Annotated in this window: 13 protein-coding genes and 1 pseudogene; 6 read left to right on the top strand and 8 right to left on the bottom strand. The window is 64.6% G+C overall.

What is annotated here, in order from left to right; all coding sequences use genetic code 11:
• Positions 1 to 70: 70 nt before the first annotated feature.
• From hutF to hutC, 5 genes are all read right to left on the bottom strand, one after another.
• Entirely contained in the window at positions 71 to 1,450 is a 1,380-nt protein-coding gene (gene hutF / locus WG899_RS15115) for a formimidoylglutamate deiminase (protein ID WP_339596481.1), read from the bottom strand.
• Positions 1,447 to 2,253 carry an N-formylglutamate deformylase gene (gene hutG / locus WG899_RS15110; RefSeq protein WP_339596480.1) on the bottom strand — a complete coding sequence of 269 codons (807 nt, stop codon included), beginning with the start codon at positions 2,251 to 2,253 and terminating at the stop codon, positions 1,447 to 1,449. Before hutG ends, hutF begins: the two co-directional genes overlap by 4 nt.
• Before the next feature lie 40 nt (positions 2,254 to 2,293).
• Positions 2,294 to 3,505 carry an imidazolonepropionase gene (gene hutI, locus WG899_RS15105; RefSeq protein WP_444718858.1) on the bottom strand — a complete coding sequence of 404 codons (1,212 nt, stop codon included), beginning with the start codon at positions 3,503 to 3,505 and terminating at the stop codon, positions 2,294 to 2,296.
• A 4-nt stretch (positions 3,506 to 3,509) separates the two neighbouring features.
• Positions 3,510 to 4,073, bottom strand: coding sequence for a HutD/Ves family protein (locus WG899_RS15100; protein ID WP_339596479.1), 564 nt, complete (start codon positions 4,071 to 4,073; stop codon positions 3,510 to 3,512).
• A gap of 73 nt (positions 4,074 to 4,146) precedes the next feature.
• The gene (hutC, locus tag WG899_RS15095; RefSeq protein ID WP_339596478.1) at positions 4,147 to 4,869 is read right to left on the bottom strand and encodes a histidine utilization transcriptional repressor HutC; all 723 of its coding nucleotides are present in this window, start codon (positions 4,867 to 4,869) and stop codon (positions 4,147 to 4,149) included.
• Between the two features lie 121 nt (positions 4,870 to 4,990).
• Here hutC and hutU point away from each other — a divergent pair, with 121 nt between their 5' ends.
• From hutU to WG899_RS15075, 4 genes are all read left to right on the top strand, one after another.
• Positions 4,991 to 6,688, top strand: coding sequence for a urocanate hydratase (hutU, locus tag WG899_RS15090; RefSeq protein ID WP_339596477.1), 1,698 nt, complete (start codon positions 4,991 to 4,993; stop codon positions 6,686 to 6,688).
• Positions 6,689 to 6,724: 36 nt separating this feature from the next.
• Positions 6,725 to 7,480 (top strand): substrate-binding periplasmic protein, encoded by a 756-nt coding sequence (locus WG899_RS15085; protein WP_339596476.1) that lies wholly within the window; start codon positions 6,725 to 6,727, stop codon positions 7,478 to 7,480.
• Positions 7,477 to 9,039, top strand: coding sequence for a histidine ammonia-lyase (gene hutH / locus WG899_RS15080; protein WP_339596475.1), 1,563 nt, complete (start codon positions 7,477 to 7,479; stop codon positions 9,037 to 9,039). Before WG899_RS15085 ends, hutH begins: the two co-directional genes overlap by 4 nt.
• 89 nt (positions 9,040 to 9,128) lie before the next feature.
• Positions 9,129 to 10,235, top strand: a complete 1,107-nt coding sequence (locus WG899_RS15075) for an ABC transporter substrate-binding protein (RefSeq protein ID WP_339596474.1) — start codon at positions 9,129 to 9,131, stop codon at positions 10,233 to 10,235.
• A gap of 16 nt (positions 10,236 to 10,251) precedes the next feature.
• Here the strand turns inward: WG899_RS15075 and clsB are convergent, their stop codons facing one another.
• From clsB to nudB, 3 genes are read right to left on the bottom strand one after another with little or no spacing between them, the layout of a single operon-like run.
• Positions 10,252 to 11,556 carry a cardiolipin synthase ClsB gene (gene clsB / locus WG899_RS15070; RefSeq protein ID WP_339596473.1) on the bottom strand — a complete coding sequence of 435 codons (1,305 nt, stop codon included), beginning with the start codon at positions 11,554 to 11,556 and terminating at the stop codon, positions 10,252 to 10,254.
• A gap of 11 nt (positions 11,557 to 11,567) precedes the next feature.
• Positions 11,568 to 12,380, bottom strand: a complete 813-nt coding sequence (locus WG899_RS15065; RefSeq protein WP_339596472.1) for an endonuclease/exonuclease/phosphatase family protein — start codon at positions 12,378 to 12,380, stop codon at positions 11,568 to 11,570.
• 2 nt (positions 12,381 to 12,382) lie between these two features.
• Positions 12,383 to 12,868 (bottom strand): dihydroneopterin triphosphate diphosphatase, encoded by a 486-nt coding sequence (gene nudB / locus WG899_RS15060; RefSeq protein ID WP_339596471.1) that lies wholly within the window; start codon positions 12,866 to 12,868, stop codon positions 12,383 to 12,385.
• A 130-nt stretch (positions 12,869 to 12,998) separates the two neighbouring features.
• Here nudB and WG899_RS15055 point away from each other — a divergent pair, with 130 nt between their 5' ends.
• Both WG899_RS15055 and WG899_RS15050 read left to right on the top strand, forming a co-directional pair.
• A complete protein-coding gene (locus tag WG899_RS15055) occupies positions 12,999 to 15,698 on the top strand; it encodes an ATP-binding protein (RefSeq protein ID WP_339596470.1) in 2,700 nt (899 codons plus the stop codon).
• A gap of 153 nt (positions 15,699 to 15,851) precedes the next feature.
• Positions 15,852 to 16,062, top strand: a pseudogene (locus WG899_RS15050) (helix-turn-helix domain-containing protein); the annotation flags it as partial.

The following is a 16,062-nucleotide window of genomic DNA, read 5'->3' as shown; positions in this document are numbered from 1 at the left end:
AAACAGCGGAGAAATCTGCCAAATTGCAACAGGAGCAGGAGCAGGAGCCGAGGCGCGGCTCTGCTCCGGCTTAGACGAGCGCCTGCATGGTGCGGATAAATCGCTCAGTCACGGCGCTCTGGGCTGTTGGCGCCAAATGCTGCATCGGCTGCCAACGCAGGCAGCCCGCCACATAGACTTCACGCAAGACCTGACCCTGGGACGCAAAAACCAGGCCATCCAGCGCCGACTCGGCCGGCAGGCCGGCCACACCGCTGGCCAGCGGGTCCAGGACCAAGAAGTCCGCCCGCGCACCCGTCTCCAGGCCCCATTGTTTGAACCCAGCCGGTGCCGCACTGCCTTGCCGCGCCGCCTCAAACAGACGCGCCGCCGTGCTGGGCTCGCGCCCCGGCGCGGCCGCCACATTGCGCTGCTGCAGGCCCAGGCGCTGGCCGTACTCCAGCCAACGCAGCTCTTCCACCCAGTTGCGGGTGACATGGCTGTCCGAACCGATGCTGATGGGCACCCCGGCCGCCAGCCAACCCGGCAGGTCGATCAGGCCATCGCCCAAATTGCCCTCGGTGCCGGGGCAGATCACCACGCTGGCGCCCGAGCCCGCCACTTGGGCGATTTCGTCTCGGGTGCTGTGGGTGGCGTGCACCAGATGCCAGCGCGCGTCGGGCTTGAACTGATTGCACAGCCATTGCATCGGCCGCTGGCCGGTGGCAGCCAGGCAGTCGCGCACCTCTTGCTGCTGCTCGCTGATGTGAATGTGGATGGGAATGTCGGCCTCGCCCACCAAGGCCTGCAGGGCCTCAATATCGTCGCTATTGGCCGCGCGCAGCGAATGCAGGGCCACGCCGGCATTCAACAAGGGCCGCTGGGCCGCATTGATGCGCTGGCTGGCAGCCCAGACCCAGGCCGCGTCGGTCTTGAAGCGGCGCTGGTCTTCACGCAAGCCCGGCTGACCAAAACCTGAGCGGGCGTAGAGCACCGGCAACATCGTCAAGCCGATGCCCACTTCGGCGGCCGCTTCGGCCAGGGCCCAGCTCATGGCCAGTTCATCGGCATAGGCTTGGCCGTCCGGGGCGTGCTGCAGGTAATGGAACTCGCAGACCTGGGTGTAGCCACCGGCCAGCAACTCCTGGTAGAGCTGCGCCGCCACATCGCGCAACTGCTCGGGGCTGAGCTTCAGCGCCAGCCCGTACATGCGGTCGCGCCAGGACCAGAAATCATCGTCCCCGGCCTCGCGCCGCTCGGCCAGGCCGGCAAAGGCGCGTTGAAAAGCGTGGCTGTGGGTGTCGACCAGGCTGGGGATCACCGGGCCAGCCAAACGCTGCATGCCCTCGGCAAATGGCCGGCCGGCTTGGATCTGCTGCCAATGACCGTTAGCCCCAACGGTGAGCGCCACATCACGCTGCCAACGGCCCTCGACCCAGGCTTGTTCGGCCCAAAAAAAACGCTCACTCATGCCTGGGGCTTCCACTTCAAATACTCGGTCAACAAGGTTTGCAGCAAGGGCCGCACCTGGGCGGCATGGGCTTCTTCATAGACGTAAGGTGGCGCCTCCTCCATATAGCAGCGCCAGCACATTTCCAGCTGCACCGCGTGTTGCTGCTGCTCGGGTTGGCCGTAATGGCGGGTGATGTAGCCGCCCTTGAAGCGGCCGTTGACCACCTGCGTGTAGTCGCTCTGCCCGGCCAGCACCGCGCCCAAAGCTTGCGTGATGGCGGGGTCGCAGGAGCGCCCTTCCACCGTGCCCAGGTTCAGATCGGGCAGGCGCCCCTCGAACAACCAGGGCAACTCGGAGCGGATGCTGTGCGCGTCAAACAGCAGCGCATAGCCAAACAGGCTCTTCAGTCGCTGCAGCTCCGCATTCAAGGCGCGGTGATAGGGCAGCCAATAGAGCTGGCGACGGCGCAGTTTCTCGGCCTCGTCGGGCTCCTGGCCCGGCAGGTAGAGCGGCTCGCCGCTGAAGAAGCGCGTGGGGCACAGCTCGGTATTGCTGGCGCCCGGATACATCGGCGTGTCTTCGGGCGGGCGATTCAGGTCGATCAAAAAGCGCGAGTAATGCGGGACGATCAGGCTGGCGCCCAAGCTCTCAGCGATTGGGCGGTAGAGCCGCTCCAAATGCCAGTCGGTGTCTTCGGTGGCCAAGGCGCGCGGCTGATAACGCGGAACCTGATCGGCGGGAATGGCGGTGCCCACATGGGGCATGCTGATCAGCAAGGGCGTGCGGCCCTGGCTGAGTTGAAAGACGGGATGGTCGCTCATGGTTCTTGGCTTATCGCTACTGACAGACGGACAAACATACTTACTTTCTCTCGGCCCCGCCGCGCACCACCTGGCGCAGCGGATTGCGGCCAAAGTAGTAAGACAGCTCGTTCGGGTGCTCGATGTCCCAAACGCAGAAGTCGGCGCGTTGGCCCGCCAGCAGTTGGCCCCGGTCGGCCAGACCCAAGGCCTTGGCGGCATGGACGGTCACGCCGCGCAGCGCTTCTTCCGGCGTCAAGCGGAACAGGGTGCAGGCCATGTTCAGCATCAGCAACAAAGACAGCGTCGGCGAGGTGCCCGGGTTGTGATCGGTGGAAATCGCAATCGGCACGCCGGCATCGCGCAGCGCCTGCACCGGCGGCAGCTTGGTTTCGCGCAGGAAGTAGTAGGCGCCGGGTAGCAGGGTCGCCACCGTACCGCTGGCGGCCATGGCTTGGATGCCGGCAGCGCTCAGGTATTCCAAATGGTCGCAAGACAGGGCCTGGAATTCGGCCGCCAACTGCGCGCCGCCCTGGTCGCTCAATTGCTCGGCATGAAGCTTGACCGGCAGGCCCAAGGCGCGAGCCGCCTCAAAGACCTTGCGGGTCTGCGCCGGGCTGAAGCCGATGCCTTCGCAAAAAGCATCCACTGCGTCGACCAGGCCGTCGCGGCGCAAGGCCGGCAGCCAGTCGCACACCGCCTGCACATACTCGTCTTGCCGGCCTTCAAACTCGGCCGGCACGGCATGTGCACCCAGGTAGGTGGTGCGCACATCAACGCCCAGACCCGAAAGGCGCCGTGCCACGCGCAGCATCTTGGTCTCGGCCGCTTGGCTCAGGCCGTAGCCAGACTTCACTTCCAGCGTCGTCACCCCCTCGGCCAGCAGTTTCAAGACCCGGTGCGCCGCTTGCGCGTAGAGCTGGTGCTCGGTGGCATTGCGGGTGGCGGCCACGGTGGAGCGAATGCCGCCGCCGGCGCGCGCAATCTCCTCGTAGCTGGCGCCGTTCAAACGCATCTCGAACTCATGGGCGCGCTGGCCGCCATAGACCAGATGGGTGTGGCAGTCGATCAAACCGGGCGTCACCACCGCGCCGCCCAAGTCCACCTCGCTGACGACCGAGGCGCGCAAGTCCTCGGGAAGGTCCGCCAAAGGCCCGACCCATTGCAGATGCTCGCCCTGCGAGGCAAAAGCGCCCTGCTCCAACATGCCCCAGGGCTGATCGCCGGCCAGGGTCACCAGTTTGGCGTTACGCCAGAGTTTGGTACGTCTCATCGCTTCAAGCTCCTGAAGAGGATTCGCTCCAGACCATCCACCAGGCCGCGCCAGTGCCATCGAAATGGCAGACCTGCGCAACCGGGCTCTCACACCAAGCCAAGCTCAGCGGTTTGAGCGCCATGGCCCGACCGCCGTGAATCAGGCGGCCGCCCTCGGCGCTGAACAGACCCACCCACTGGGCTTGGCCGGTCCTTGGGGTCAGGTCTTGCGTGGCGGGGGTCACCCGCATCTGGCCGCGGCTGCGCCGGTGCATCAGATTGAAGTCGCGGGTCAGGCCGCCAAGCAGGCTGCAGGCCGGCGCCAGCGCGCCGTCGAACCGATGCAGACCGTCGTCCGCGCGCAAGTCCAGATCACCAAGCCGCACGCCCTCGCCTTGCAGCACGGCGAACCAGCGCTCGATACCGTCAAAGGCAGAGAACGGGCCATCGCGTTCAATGTCCGCCACGCTGATGCGAACAATCCAATCGCTGAGATGCGGCCAAGCCAGCAACTCGCGGGTCTGGCCGCCGCCATTCTTCCAAGCCTGCGCGGCCACATCGTCCGCGCTGATCAAGCTCCAACTCATTGGGGCACCCCGTCACTTCGTTCCGACCCGCCAAGCGGGTGTGAGCCCAATTTTGGGCGGCCATGCATTGGGCTCATGCCTGAAAACTCCCCTGCAACAAATAGCGCGAGCCCGGGTGGGTCAATCGCACCGTGGTCACCGTGCGGCCCCGGCTGTAGGTGGTGCGCAAAAGCACCAGGCAGGGGTCGCGGCGGTCAATGCCCAAGAGCTTGGCTTCCTGGGCGCTGGGTAATTTGGACTCGATGGTGTAACGCGCTTCGCTCAAGGGCGCAAGCTCAAGCAGGTAATGGGTGGGCGTGGTGTGGGTGAAATCGAGGCTCAGATAGTCCGGGGCGCTGGCCGGATTGACCAGTCTGTCTTCGCACTGGATGGCCACGCCGTTCTCCAGGTGCACGATCAGGCTGTGGAAAAGCGGCGCGCCTTCAGCCACTTCAAATAGCCGGGCCTGCTCGGCGTTCGCCGACACCTGCTTCAACTCATGCACCTGAGCCTCATGCCGATGGCCTCGCTCGGCAATTTCGTCGTGCACATCGCGCACCGTCAATGTGGAGGAGATGCGGTGCAGCTGCGCCACAAAAGTCCCCACGCCCTGCACCCGCTCGATCAGCCCCTCTTGATGCAACTCGCGCAGCGCCCGGTTCACCGTCATGCGGCTGACGCCAAAGGTCTGCACCAGTTCGGCCTCCGAGGGAAGAAGGTCGCCGGCCACCCAATGACCGCTGGCGATGCGCTCGCGCAAATGGTTTTGCACCTTCTGGTACTGCGGCTCGGGGCCGGCGGGAGATTTTCTGACCATGGGCCGGATCGTACTTGACTGTACTTGTATAGACAAGTAGAGTTCGCGCACTTTCAAAGCATCGCCCCGGTCCTTTCAACGCCGGTTGCGACATCCATTTCACATGTTTTTGGAGAAGCCCATGTCCAAGACTCCCGCCCAGGCTCGCGTCGTTCGCGCCCCCACCGGCACCCAACTCAGCTGCAAGAGCTGGCTGACCGAAGCCGCTTACCGCATGATCCAAAACAATCTGGACCCGGTGGTCGCCGAGAACCCGAACGACTTGGTGGTCTACGGCGGCATCGGCAAGGCGGCGCGCAACTGGGACTGCTTCGAGGCCATTCTTGAATCGCTCAAGAAGCTCGAAGCCGACGAGACGCTCTTGGTGCAGTCGGGCAAGCCGGTGGGCGTGTTCAAGACCCACGCCGACGCGCCGCGCGTGTTGATCGCCAACTCCAACCTGGTGCCGCACTGGGCCAACTGGGAGCACTTCAACGAGTTGGACCGCAAGGGCCTGATGATGTACGGCCAGATGACCGCCGGCAGCTGGATCTACATCGGCACGCAAGGCATCGTGCAGGGCACCTACGAGACATTCGCCGAAGCCGGCCGCCAACACTACGGTGGTTCGCTGCAAGGCAAGTGGGTGCTGACGGCGGGTCTCGGCGGCATGGGCGGCGCTCAGCCCTTGGCCGCCACCTTTGCCGGCGCCTGCTCGCTGAACATCGAATGCCAGCAATCGCGCATCGACTTCCGCCTGAAGACCCGCTATGTCGATGAGCAAGCCACCGACTTGGACGACGCGCTGGCTCGCATCAAAAAGTACACCGCTGAAGGCAAGGCCATCTCGATCGCGCTGCTGGGCAATGCGGCCCGCATCCTGCCCGCGCTGGCCGAACGCTGCAAGACCGACCCCAGCGTCAAGCCCGATCTGGTGACCGACCAAACCAGCGCCCATGACCTGATCAACGGCTATCTGCCGGCCGGCTGGAGCGTGGAGCAATGGAAGGCGGCCGCCGCCGACCCGACCCAGCATGCCGAGCTGAAGGCCGCCGCCGCCGCCAGCTGTGCCGAGCATGTGAAGGCCATGCTGCTGTTCCAAGCCATGGGCATCCCGACCGTGGACTATGGCAACAACATCCGCCAGGTCGCGTTGGAGCAAGGCGTGAAGAACGCTTTTGACTTCCCCGGCTTCGTGCCCGCCTATGTGCGCCCGCAGTTCTGCGAAGGCCGCGGCCCCTTCCGCTGGGTGGCGCTGAGCGGCGACCCGGAAGACATCTACAAGACCGACGCCAAGATCAAAGAGCTGTTCCCGCACCACGCCCATGTGCACCGCTGGCTGGACATGGCCAAGGAACGCATCGCCTTCCAAGGCCTGCCTGCACGCATCTGCTGGCTGGGCCTGGGCGAGCGCCACATCGCCGGCCTGGCCTTCAATGAGATGGTGAAGAACGGTGAGCTGAAGGCCCCCATCGTCATCGGCCGCGACCACCTGGACAGCGGCTCCGTCGCCAGCCCGAATCGCGAAACCGAGAGCATGCAAGACGGCTCGGACGCAGTGTCCGACTGGCCGCTGCTGAACGCCTTGCTGAACACCGCCGGCGGCGCCACCTGGGTGAGCTTGCACCACGGCGGCGGCGTGGGCATGGGCTTCAGCCAGCACAGCGGCGTGGTCATCGTGGCCGATGGCACCGACGCCGCTGCCCAGCGCCTCTCACGCGTGCTCTACAACGACCCCGGCACCGGCGTGATGCGCCATGCCGATGCCGGCTACGAGATCGCCAAGACCACGGCCCGCGAACGCGGCTTGAACATGCCGATGTTGCAGCGACAAGGCTGAGCACATAGAGTCCACTGGCACGACTGAGGAGTTGCCATGTTCACCCAGGTCTCGAGATCGCTGCTCTGCTGCGGCTTGCTCGCTTTGTGCATGGGCAGTGCGTTCGGCCAGAGCGCGCCGCTGCAGTTGGCGGCGAACGAGCGCCTGGCGGAACAATGGGTGGCAGCACAACTGCTGCAAGAAGTCTATCGTCGCGCCGGGCTGGCCATGATCATTGAGCCGCTGCCGCCGGCGCGGGCGACCAAGGCAACGCTATCAGGGCTGAAGGATGGTGAGGTGGCTCGCATTCGCGCCTATGGTGAAAGCAACCCAACACTCGATCGGGTTGAGCCAGCCATTTATGTACTCACCAGCAACGCCTTCAGCCTGCGCAGCCGTGCGGCGGAGATTCACCGCCGCGAAGATTTGGTCCACTACAGCTTGGGCGCCATCCGCGGCGTCGCCCACTCTTCCGACTTGACCGACGGCCACCCGGCCACCACCTTGACTCAGCGCGCGGACCTACTCTTCAAAATGCTGAGCTCTCGCCGTTTCGACGCGGCGCTGGACACCGGCATCAATGGCCGCTACGTCATCAAGCGCCAGGGCTTGACGGACATCCAGGTCTCCGCCGACTTGGCCCGTTACGAACTCTTCCACTACCTGCACCCCAAACACCAGGCCTTGGCCAGTCGCATCGGCGCCGTCATCACCCAGATGAAGGCCAGCGGCGAGATGGACAAGCTCATCGCCAAGGCCGAAGCAGGCTTACAGAACATCGACCTAGAAACCTTTACAGGCGCAAGCAAATGACCCCATCGACCGCACAATCCCTGACCCTGACCCCAGGACAAATCACACTCGACCAACTGCGCCAAATCCGTAACGGCAATGTTCAGCTGAGCCTGCACGCCAGCAGCACCGACATCATCCGCCGCAGCGCCGCCGTGGTGCAGGCCGCGGCTGCCGGCGACGCCCCCGTCTACGGCGTCAACACCGGCTTTGGCAAACTGGCCTCCACCCGCATCAGCAAGGCCGACCTGGCCACGCTGCAGTTCAACCTGATCCGCTCGCACTGCGTCGGCGTCGGCGCGCCCCTGCAACCCTCGGTGGTGCGTCTGATGCTGGCCACCAAGGCGGCTTCGCTGGCGCGCGGCCACTCCGGCGTGCGCGAAGAAGTGGTGAACAGCCTGCTGGCGGTCTTCAACGCCGGCCTGATCCCCTATGTGCCGGCGCAAGGCTCGGTGGGCGCCTCGGGCGACCTGGCCCCGCTTTCGCACATGACCCTGGCCCTGCTGGGCGAAGGCGAGATGTTGGTCGACGGCCAGCGCGTGCCCGCCCTGCCCGAGTTGCAAAAGCACGGCATTGCGCCGCTGGTGCTGCAGGCCAAGGAAGGCCTGGCCTTGATCAACGGCACCCAGACCAGCACCGCCCTGGCACTGGAAGGCCTGTTGCGCTTTGAAGTGGTCTATGCCGCCGCCATCGTCAGCGGCGCCCTCAGCCTAGACGCGGCGCGCGGCAGCGACGGCCCCTTCGATGCCCGCATCCACGAGGTGCGCGGCCAGCCCGGCCAGATCGAGGCTGCCGCCGCCTATCGCCAGATCCTGGCCGGCAGCGCCATCCGTGCCTCCCACCAAGAAGGCGACGAGCGCGTGCAAGACCCCTACTGCCTGCGCTGCCAACCGCAGGTGATGGGCGCATGCCTGGACCAAGCGCGTTATGTGCGCGACGTGCTCTTGCGCGAAGCCAATGCCGTCACCGACAACCCGCTGGTGTTTGCCAATGAAGATGGCTCCAGCACCATGGTCAGCGGCGGTAACTTCCATGCCGAACCGGTGGCCCTGGCTGCCGACGCGCTGGCCTGCGCGATTGCCGAAGTGGGCGCGATTGCTGAGCGCCGTATCGCCATGTTGATCGACGCCGGTGTGTCGCGCCTGCCGGCCTTCTTGACCGCCAACGCCGGCCTAAACTCGGGCTTCATGATTGCGCATGTGACCGCAGCGGCCCTGGCCAGCGAGAACAAGAGCCTGGCCCACCCGGCCAGCGTCGACAGCCTGCCCACCAGCGCCAACCAGGAGGACCATGTGTCCATGGCCACCTTCGGCGCGCGCCGACTGGGCAATATGCTGGACAACACCGCCCACATCATCGGCATCGAGCTGCTGGCGGCCGCCCAGGGCTTCGAGTTCCTGCGTCCGCTGCAAAGCTCGGCTGCACTGGAGCAGGTCTACGCCCTGGTGCGCGAACAGTGCCCGGCGATGCCGACCGACCACTATCTGGCGCCCGATATCGAGCATGCGTTTGATTTGGTCAGCAGCGGCAAGCTGACCCAGTTGACGCAAGACGTGGGCGGCTTGGTGGTACTTGCCTGAGAGTTTGGGGGGATGCCGTGGCAAGGGCGCGGCATCAGCACATTGGGCTGACAATGACAGCCCGCCGACGCCGTTCAGGAGTCTCCCCTATGCGCATGCTTCGCGCCGCCCTGCTGCTCTTGCTGCTGCCCTGCATGGCACCGTGGGCAAACGCCTTGAACGTGGCGCTGATCAACCCGGGGCGCTCGAATGAAGCGTTTTGGGTCTCCGCCAGCCAAGCCACGCAAGCCGCCGCCGATAGCCTGGGCGTCAAGCTGGAAGTTTTGTACGCCGAACGCGAGCCGGCACGGGCTCTCCTCATCGCGCAGCAAATTGCCCAGCGGCCTAGCGGGCAACGGCCTGACTATGTGATCTTGGTGAACGAGAAAGGCACCTTGGTTGAGAGCGCTCAGACGCTGGGAGCGGCCGGTATCAAGACCTTTGCGGCCTATAGCGCCCTGCTGCCACAGGAGCGCGCGCAATGGGCGCCGCGCAAGGGACTGCCCTTGCTGATAGGTAGCCTAGAGCCGCGCGGCCGCGACGCCGGTTACCTGACGGCGCGTGCGCTGATCCAGCAGGCGCTGGCCGAAAAGCGCCTGCCGAGCGGCGGCCGCCTGCAAATGCTGGCGATTGCTGGTGACCGATCGACACCGGGCTCAATCCAACGCAACGAGGGTCTGCGCCAAGCGGTGGCCGAATTCCCGCAGGTCGAGTTGAAGCAAGCCGCCTTTGCCGACTGGCGCCGCGACCAGGCCAGGGACAAGATGCACGCGCTGTCGCAGCGCCATCCCAATGCCCAACTGCTGTGGACCGCCAGCGACCAAATGGCTTTCGGCGCCATCGACGCCATGGAGGCCCAAGGCCGTAAGCCGGGTCGGGACTTGCTGCTGTCGTCGATCAACACTTCGACGGAGGCGCTCCAGGCGCGCATGGACGGCCGTTTCAGCGCGCTGGCCGGCGGCCATTTCATGACCGGGGCCTGGGCCTTGGTGATGATTTACGACCATGCCCACGGACGCGACTTCAGCGATGAAGGGCTGGAACAAGTGCGGCCGATGTTCATGTTGTTCAGCCCGGCACAGGCGGCCCAGTTTCTGTCGCGCTTCGGCCAAGGCCAGAGCCCAGACCTGAGCAAGCTCGACTTCCGCCCCTACAGCAAGCACTTGAATCCACAGCTGAAACGCTATAGCTTCGGCATCGATGCCTGGCTGAAGTAGCGTCGCCTATCAATCGTCAGTAACGCCCGGTGGCCCCGGCCACACGCAGATAGACATAGGCAGCCCAGGCCACCAATGCGCGGCGCAACACGCCGCGCAGGCCAACGCCGCCCAGCGAGGCCATGTCCACCCGCCGAGAGACCTGTGCCGCGGCATCGAATTCGGCCGCCACATGGCGCGCGAATTCGGCGTCTTGCACGATCACATTCGCTTCCAGATTGAGCAGCAGCGAGAGCGGGTCGATATTGGAGCTACCGACCGTGGCCCAGCTTTCATCGACCACGCAAACCTTGGCGTGCAGATAGGCCGGCGTGTATTCAAAGATCTCCACCCCGTGGCCCAGTAACTCGGCATAGAGCGCCTGCGCGGCCATGCCGGCGATGCGGTAGTCCACCTTACCCTGCAGCAACAGCCGCACCTGCACGCCGCGCCGGGAGGCGTCACGCAAGGCCTTGCGGAAGGCATGTCCGGGGTAGAAATACGGCGTGATCAGATCAACGCGCTGCTGCGCCGAACGGATCGCTTCGATGTAGGCACGCTCGATGGTGCGGCGCCGGCGCAGGTTGTCGCGCAACACAAAGGCGGCGCAAACCGGTTCCAAGGCCGGCGCACTCTCGGCGTCCTGGCGCCTGCGAGAGCGACGGCTGAGTCGCGGCAGACGCAGGCCCTGCACCAGGCGACGCAAGCGTGCGCCGGGCTCGCTGCTGCGCACCAAGGCCAGCAATTCTTCGCCAAAGTCGCGCCCCAGCCACGCGCGCGTCCAGACGGCCCGCGCCGCCTGCGCCACCGACTGCACCAAAGGCCCGCGCAGGCCGACGGCAAAGTCAAGCCGCGCTTGTTCGGTGTCGCCGTGGTTCAAGTCGACCCGGTCGCCAATGATGTTGATGCCGCCGACAAAGGCGTGGTCGCCGTCGACGACACAGAGCTTCTGATGCAGGCGCCGCAATTGCCCCGGCTGCAGCCAGCTGTACCAGCGGTCGATCGGCCGGAACACCGCCATCGCCACCCCTGTGCCCTCGAACTGCTTCTGCAACCAAGGCAGGCTGGCGCGGGAGCCAAAGCCGTCCACCACCACTCGAACACGTACGCCGCGCTGAGCGGCGGCCACCAATTGCGCCGCCAGCGCCGCGCCGGCCGCGTCGAAATGAAAGATATAGGTGGCCAGCCAAACCTCGTGAGTCGCGGCAGCAATGGCCCGCGCTTGGGCGGGAAATAACTCATCACCTCCGCGCAGCAAAAGCAACTCGTTCGAACCGACGAACTCGGCCAGCGGCACGGCGTGCCAGGACAATAAGGAGTCGGTTTCGGTCTGCGAGTTCAATTGCGCGAGGCCTAGGCCAGCTCCAGCTCGGCCAGCAGCGGCAAATGGTCGGACATGCGCGCCCAGGCAGGCCCCTTGGGCACCTGCATGGACACGCAGCGCAGGCCGCGCATATAGATGCGGTCGAGCGAGAAAAACGGCAATCTGGAAGGAAAAGTGGCATGTCGGCTAGGGCCCTTCGGCGCCGTCGCACGCAACAGGCCGCAGTCCCGCATCGGCGCATCCAGCCGCTCGCCCCAGTCATTGAAATCACCGGCCACCAGCAACAGGGCATCGGCCGGCACATGCTTGGCGATGAACTCGGCCAAGCGCTGCACCTGGCGCACCCGACCGCTGTGCATCAGGCCCAGATGCGCCACCACGGTGTGCACCTCTAGGCCCTGCCAGCGCACAGGCACATGCAAGAGCCCGCGTTGTTCGAAGCGATGGTCTGACACATCATGATGGCCCACATCGCCAAGCGGAAAGCGCGACAACAAGGCGTTGCCATGCTCGCCATGCTTGGTGACAGCGTTGGTGCGATAGGCCACCTCGTAGCCCTCGGGCGCCAGGAATTCGGCCTGGCCTTGATCGGGCCAGCCGAACCAAGTGCGCTGAAACTCCTGCGCCTCACGGTGATGAAAGTGGCGAACCTCCTGCAGGAACACCAGATCGGCCTTCAAGGCCTGCACCCCCATGCCGAGGTTGTGAATTTCCAGGCGCTTTTGCGGCCCCATGCCGCGCACGCCCTTGTGGATGTTGTAGGTCGCCACACGCAGATGCGGACGGCTGAATTGGCTGTTCGTGGGCAGCACCGAATGGCTGAAGGCATTCCCCGCATTCATCGTCATGCGCCTCCCATCAACTGCGTCGGCAGATGCAAGACGGCCTCGGCATTAGAGGGCGAAAAACACAGGTCTGCGGCCTCACGCCAGGGCAGCCAGCGGTATTGCAGATGCTCGCGCGGCGCCAACCGCACGGCGCTGCCGGCCGGCACCTGCAGGCCAAACACATGCTCGGTGTTGTGCGTTACCCCCGGGGCATAGCGATGCCGCCAGACGGGGTAGATTTCGTAGCGATTGGCCAAACCCCAATCGCGCAGACAGCCCTCTTGCGCCACGATGCCGGTTTCCTCCAGCACCTCGCGGCGGGCGGTTTCACGCAGGTCCTCACCCTCGACATCCTTGGAGCCGGTCACGCTCTGCCAAAAGCCCGGCTGATCGGCGCGCTCCAGCATCAAAACCTGCAACTCCGGCGTATGGATCACCACCAACACGGACTCGGGGATTTTGTAGGGGCGGCTCATCGGGGCGGCAAGAACTTGGTCACTCATGAACAAAGCATAGCGGAGACTCGGCTCTCTGGTGATGACGCCGGCGGGGCATCTATAGTCAAGAACAACAAGAAAGAATTACCCAGGAAGCTCGCTCAGTGCCGCCAAAGACACCGCTCGCCATTGCCTCATGAAATTGCTGCCCCGCATCGCTGTCAGTGTGATCTTGCCGATGCTGGCCTTGGCCAGCGTCACGCTAGTCCTTGGCGGCCACCTGATGCGAGACTCCTTGCTGCTCGAGCAAAACGGCAGGGCCCAGGCGGTGCTGGCCCAAAATGCCGAGCACCTGCGACAAGGCTTGGATGATGCACGCGACACCTTGCGCGTCTTGGCCAGCAGCGAACCCTTGGTCACCGGCAGCAGCGAACAAAGGCGGGCGGCCTTGCAACGCTGGAACGGCATGTCCAAGCGCTTCGAGGCCTTCTACTACCTCGATACCGAACAGCGGCTGCTGGCGGTCGGTCGCCCGGCCATGCCGGCCCAGACCGAGGCCTTATGGGACGAAGTGGCGCATGGGCGCGAAGGTTCTTCTGCCCCCTTCGTCAACGAAGACTCGGGCGAATTGGTCTTGAGTCTGGCCAGCCCGGTGTTTGATCTGCGCGGCCGTCAGGTCGGTGTCCTGATTGGCAATTTGAAACTGGAGCAGCTGCTGTCATTTGCCGTCGGCAATGCCACCCAGGAAGAAGCCAAGTTGATGGTGCTGGACGGCCAAGGCCGCCTGATCGCCGGTGGACTGGGCGAAGACAGTGAGGCCCTGAGTGCCCCGTCCGCCGCCAGCCAGCCGCAAACCTTGGCGATCCTGTCGGCCTTGCGCCAAGCACCCAAGACCACCGGCCAAAGCGGGCTGCTTCATATTCAAACCACCCACCAAGCTTGGTACGCCGAGGCGGGAGCGGCCACGGAACTGGACTGGCGCATCGTCTATGCCGTGCCCGAACTCAGCCTGTTCGCCCGTGCCGAGCGGCTGCGCGAACGCGGCATGCTGGCCCTCGCTGCCTGCGCCCTGTTGGCCCTGCTCGGTGCGGCGCTGTTGCGGCGCATCGTGCTGCGCCCACTCGAGGAACTGGGCCAAGCGCATGCCCGTTTGCAAAGCGGCGATCACCAAGCCCGCGCGGCGGTGCTGGGCAATGATGAAATCAGCGCGCTGGCCCAGTCTTTCAACCAAATGGCCGAGACCTTGGCCGCCACCGACCAGCGCTTCCGCCTGACCGTGGAGGCCTTCCCCTATCCAATCACCCTGGCCCGGCTCAGTGACGGGGCCTATGTCGATGTCAATCCGGCCTTTTCGGCGGTGCTGGGCGTACCTCGCCACGAGGCCGTCGGCCGCACGCCGCTGGACTTCGGCTTGGTGCCCAGTTTGGCGGAAATGCGGGCCATGGGGCGCGAGTTGCTGGAAACCGGCAAGCTGCCGCCGGTGCAGGTGCAAGCCCATGACGCCAGCGGCCAGCCGGTCTGGATGATCTACACCAGCCGCTTGCTCACGCTCGACAAGGAGCAACTGGTCTTGGCCGTGGCCACCGACATCACGGCCTTGAAGCAGGTGGAAATCCAGTTGCGCCAGAGTGAGCAAAGCCTGATGGCCTTGTTTGAGTCGGCGCCGCTGCCCATGGCGCGCACCCCCATGCACACCGGCGGCGACTCACCCACCTACTGGAACCAAGCCTGGTATCAGGCTTTTGGCTACGAGCCGGGCAGCTGCGACGGCAAACCCGGCAAGGCCTTTGACTTTTGGGTCGACAACGAAGCCCGGCGCCTCTTTGTCGGCGAATTGATTGCACACGACATGGCCATCAGCCGCGAGGCCTTGCTGCGCCGCGCCGACGGCAGTGTGCGCCTGTGTGAGGTGTCGGGCCGCTACCTCAACATCCACGGTGAACGCGTGGTGCTGACCAGTTATCTCGACGTGACCGACCGCAAGCGTGTCGCCGCGCAGCTGAACGAGATGAACAGCCAACTGGAGGCGCGCGTGACCGAGCGCACCGCGCAGCTGGAACGCCGCAACCAGGAGTTGGACGAGGCGCTGCAAATACTGCAGCACGCCCAAACCGAGTTGGTTCGGTCCGAAAAACTGGCCTCCTTGGGCAGTTTGGTGGCCGGCATTGCGCACGAATTGAACACCCCCATCGGCAATGCCATGCTGATGGCCACCACTCTGGCGGCGCGCCAAAAAGACTTCGAGGCCGCCATGGTCCAGGGCCTGCGGCGCTCATCCCTGCAGGATTTTCTGGCGGCTCTGCATGAGGCCAGCCGCGTGCTGGAGGCCAGCCTCGGCAGGGCCGCCGAGCTGATCAGCAGCTTCAAGCAGGTGGCCGTCGATCAATCCAGTTATCAGCTGCGCGAGTTTGATCTGAAAGAGGTTTTGCATGAGACGGCGCTGAGCCTAGGGCCCAGCCTGCGCCGCAGCGGCGTGAGCTTGCGTGAGGACGTTCCGGAGGGGCAGCGGATGAACAGCTACCCCGGCCCATTGATCCAGGTGTTCATGAACATCGTCAACAACGCGATGCTGCATGCCTTCGAGCCCGGCAAGCCTGGGCTGATCGAGATCAAAGCGCAAGCTCTGAATCACGAGCGCGTGCTGATTGAGTTGAGCGACGACGGGCAAGGCATGCCGAGCGAACACCTGACGCGAGCCTTTGACCCCTTCTTCACTACCAAGCTGGGTCAAGGCGGTTCTGGCCTGGGCCTGCACATCGTCTACAACCTGGTCACCGGTTTGTTGGGAGGCCAGATCAGCATCATCAGCTCGCCCGGACAGGGCACGCGGGTTTCGATCGAGCTGCCGCTGCAAGCACCGTTGATGGAGACGCTGCCTGACAACACGAGCGCCTAAGTTGGGCCAGGCACTCGACGTATGGGCGAATTGAGCAAGCCTGAATGCAGAGACGTTAGACGCAAAAAAGGGCAGCCTAGGCTGCCCTTCATCTTGAGCCTGACCCGTCCTGATCTGCGTTGACACATTTGCCTTCAAGAAAGGGCGTGTGTGATGGATATAGACATTAAACGAACGCAGCGCGACTACACGATGGCTTTTAAGCTGTCGGTCGTCGAGCAGGTCGAAAAGGGCGAGCTGACCTACAAACAGGCGCAAGCGAAGTACGGTATCCAGGGCCGCACGACGGTGTTGACGTGGATGCGCAAACACGGTCGCCAGGGTTGGGGTCGTGCGGCATCATTGGCGGCGATGCCGATAGACC

The sequence above is a fragment of the Paucibacter hankyongi genome (assembly GCF_037482915.1).
Lineage (GTDB): Bacteria > Pseudomonadota > Gammaproteobacteria > Burkholderiales > Burkholderiaceae_C > Paucibacter_A > Paucibacter_A hankyongi.
Note: the sequence above shows the minus strand (reverse complement) of the source record. Positions and strands in the feature narration are given on the sequence as shown.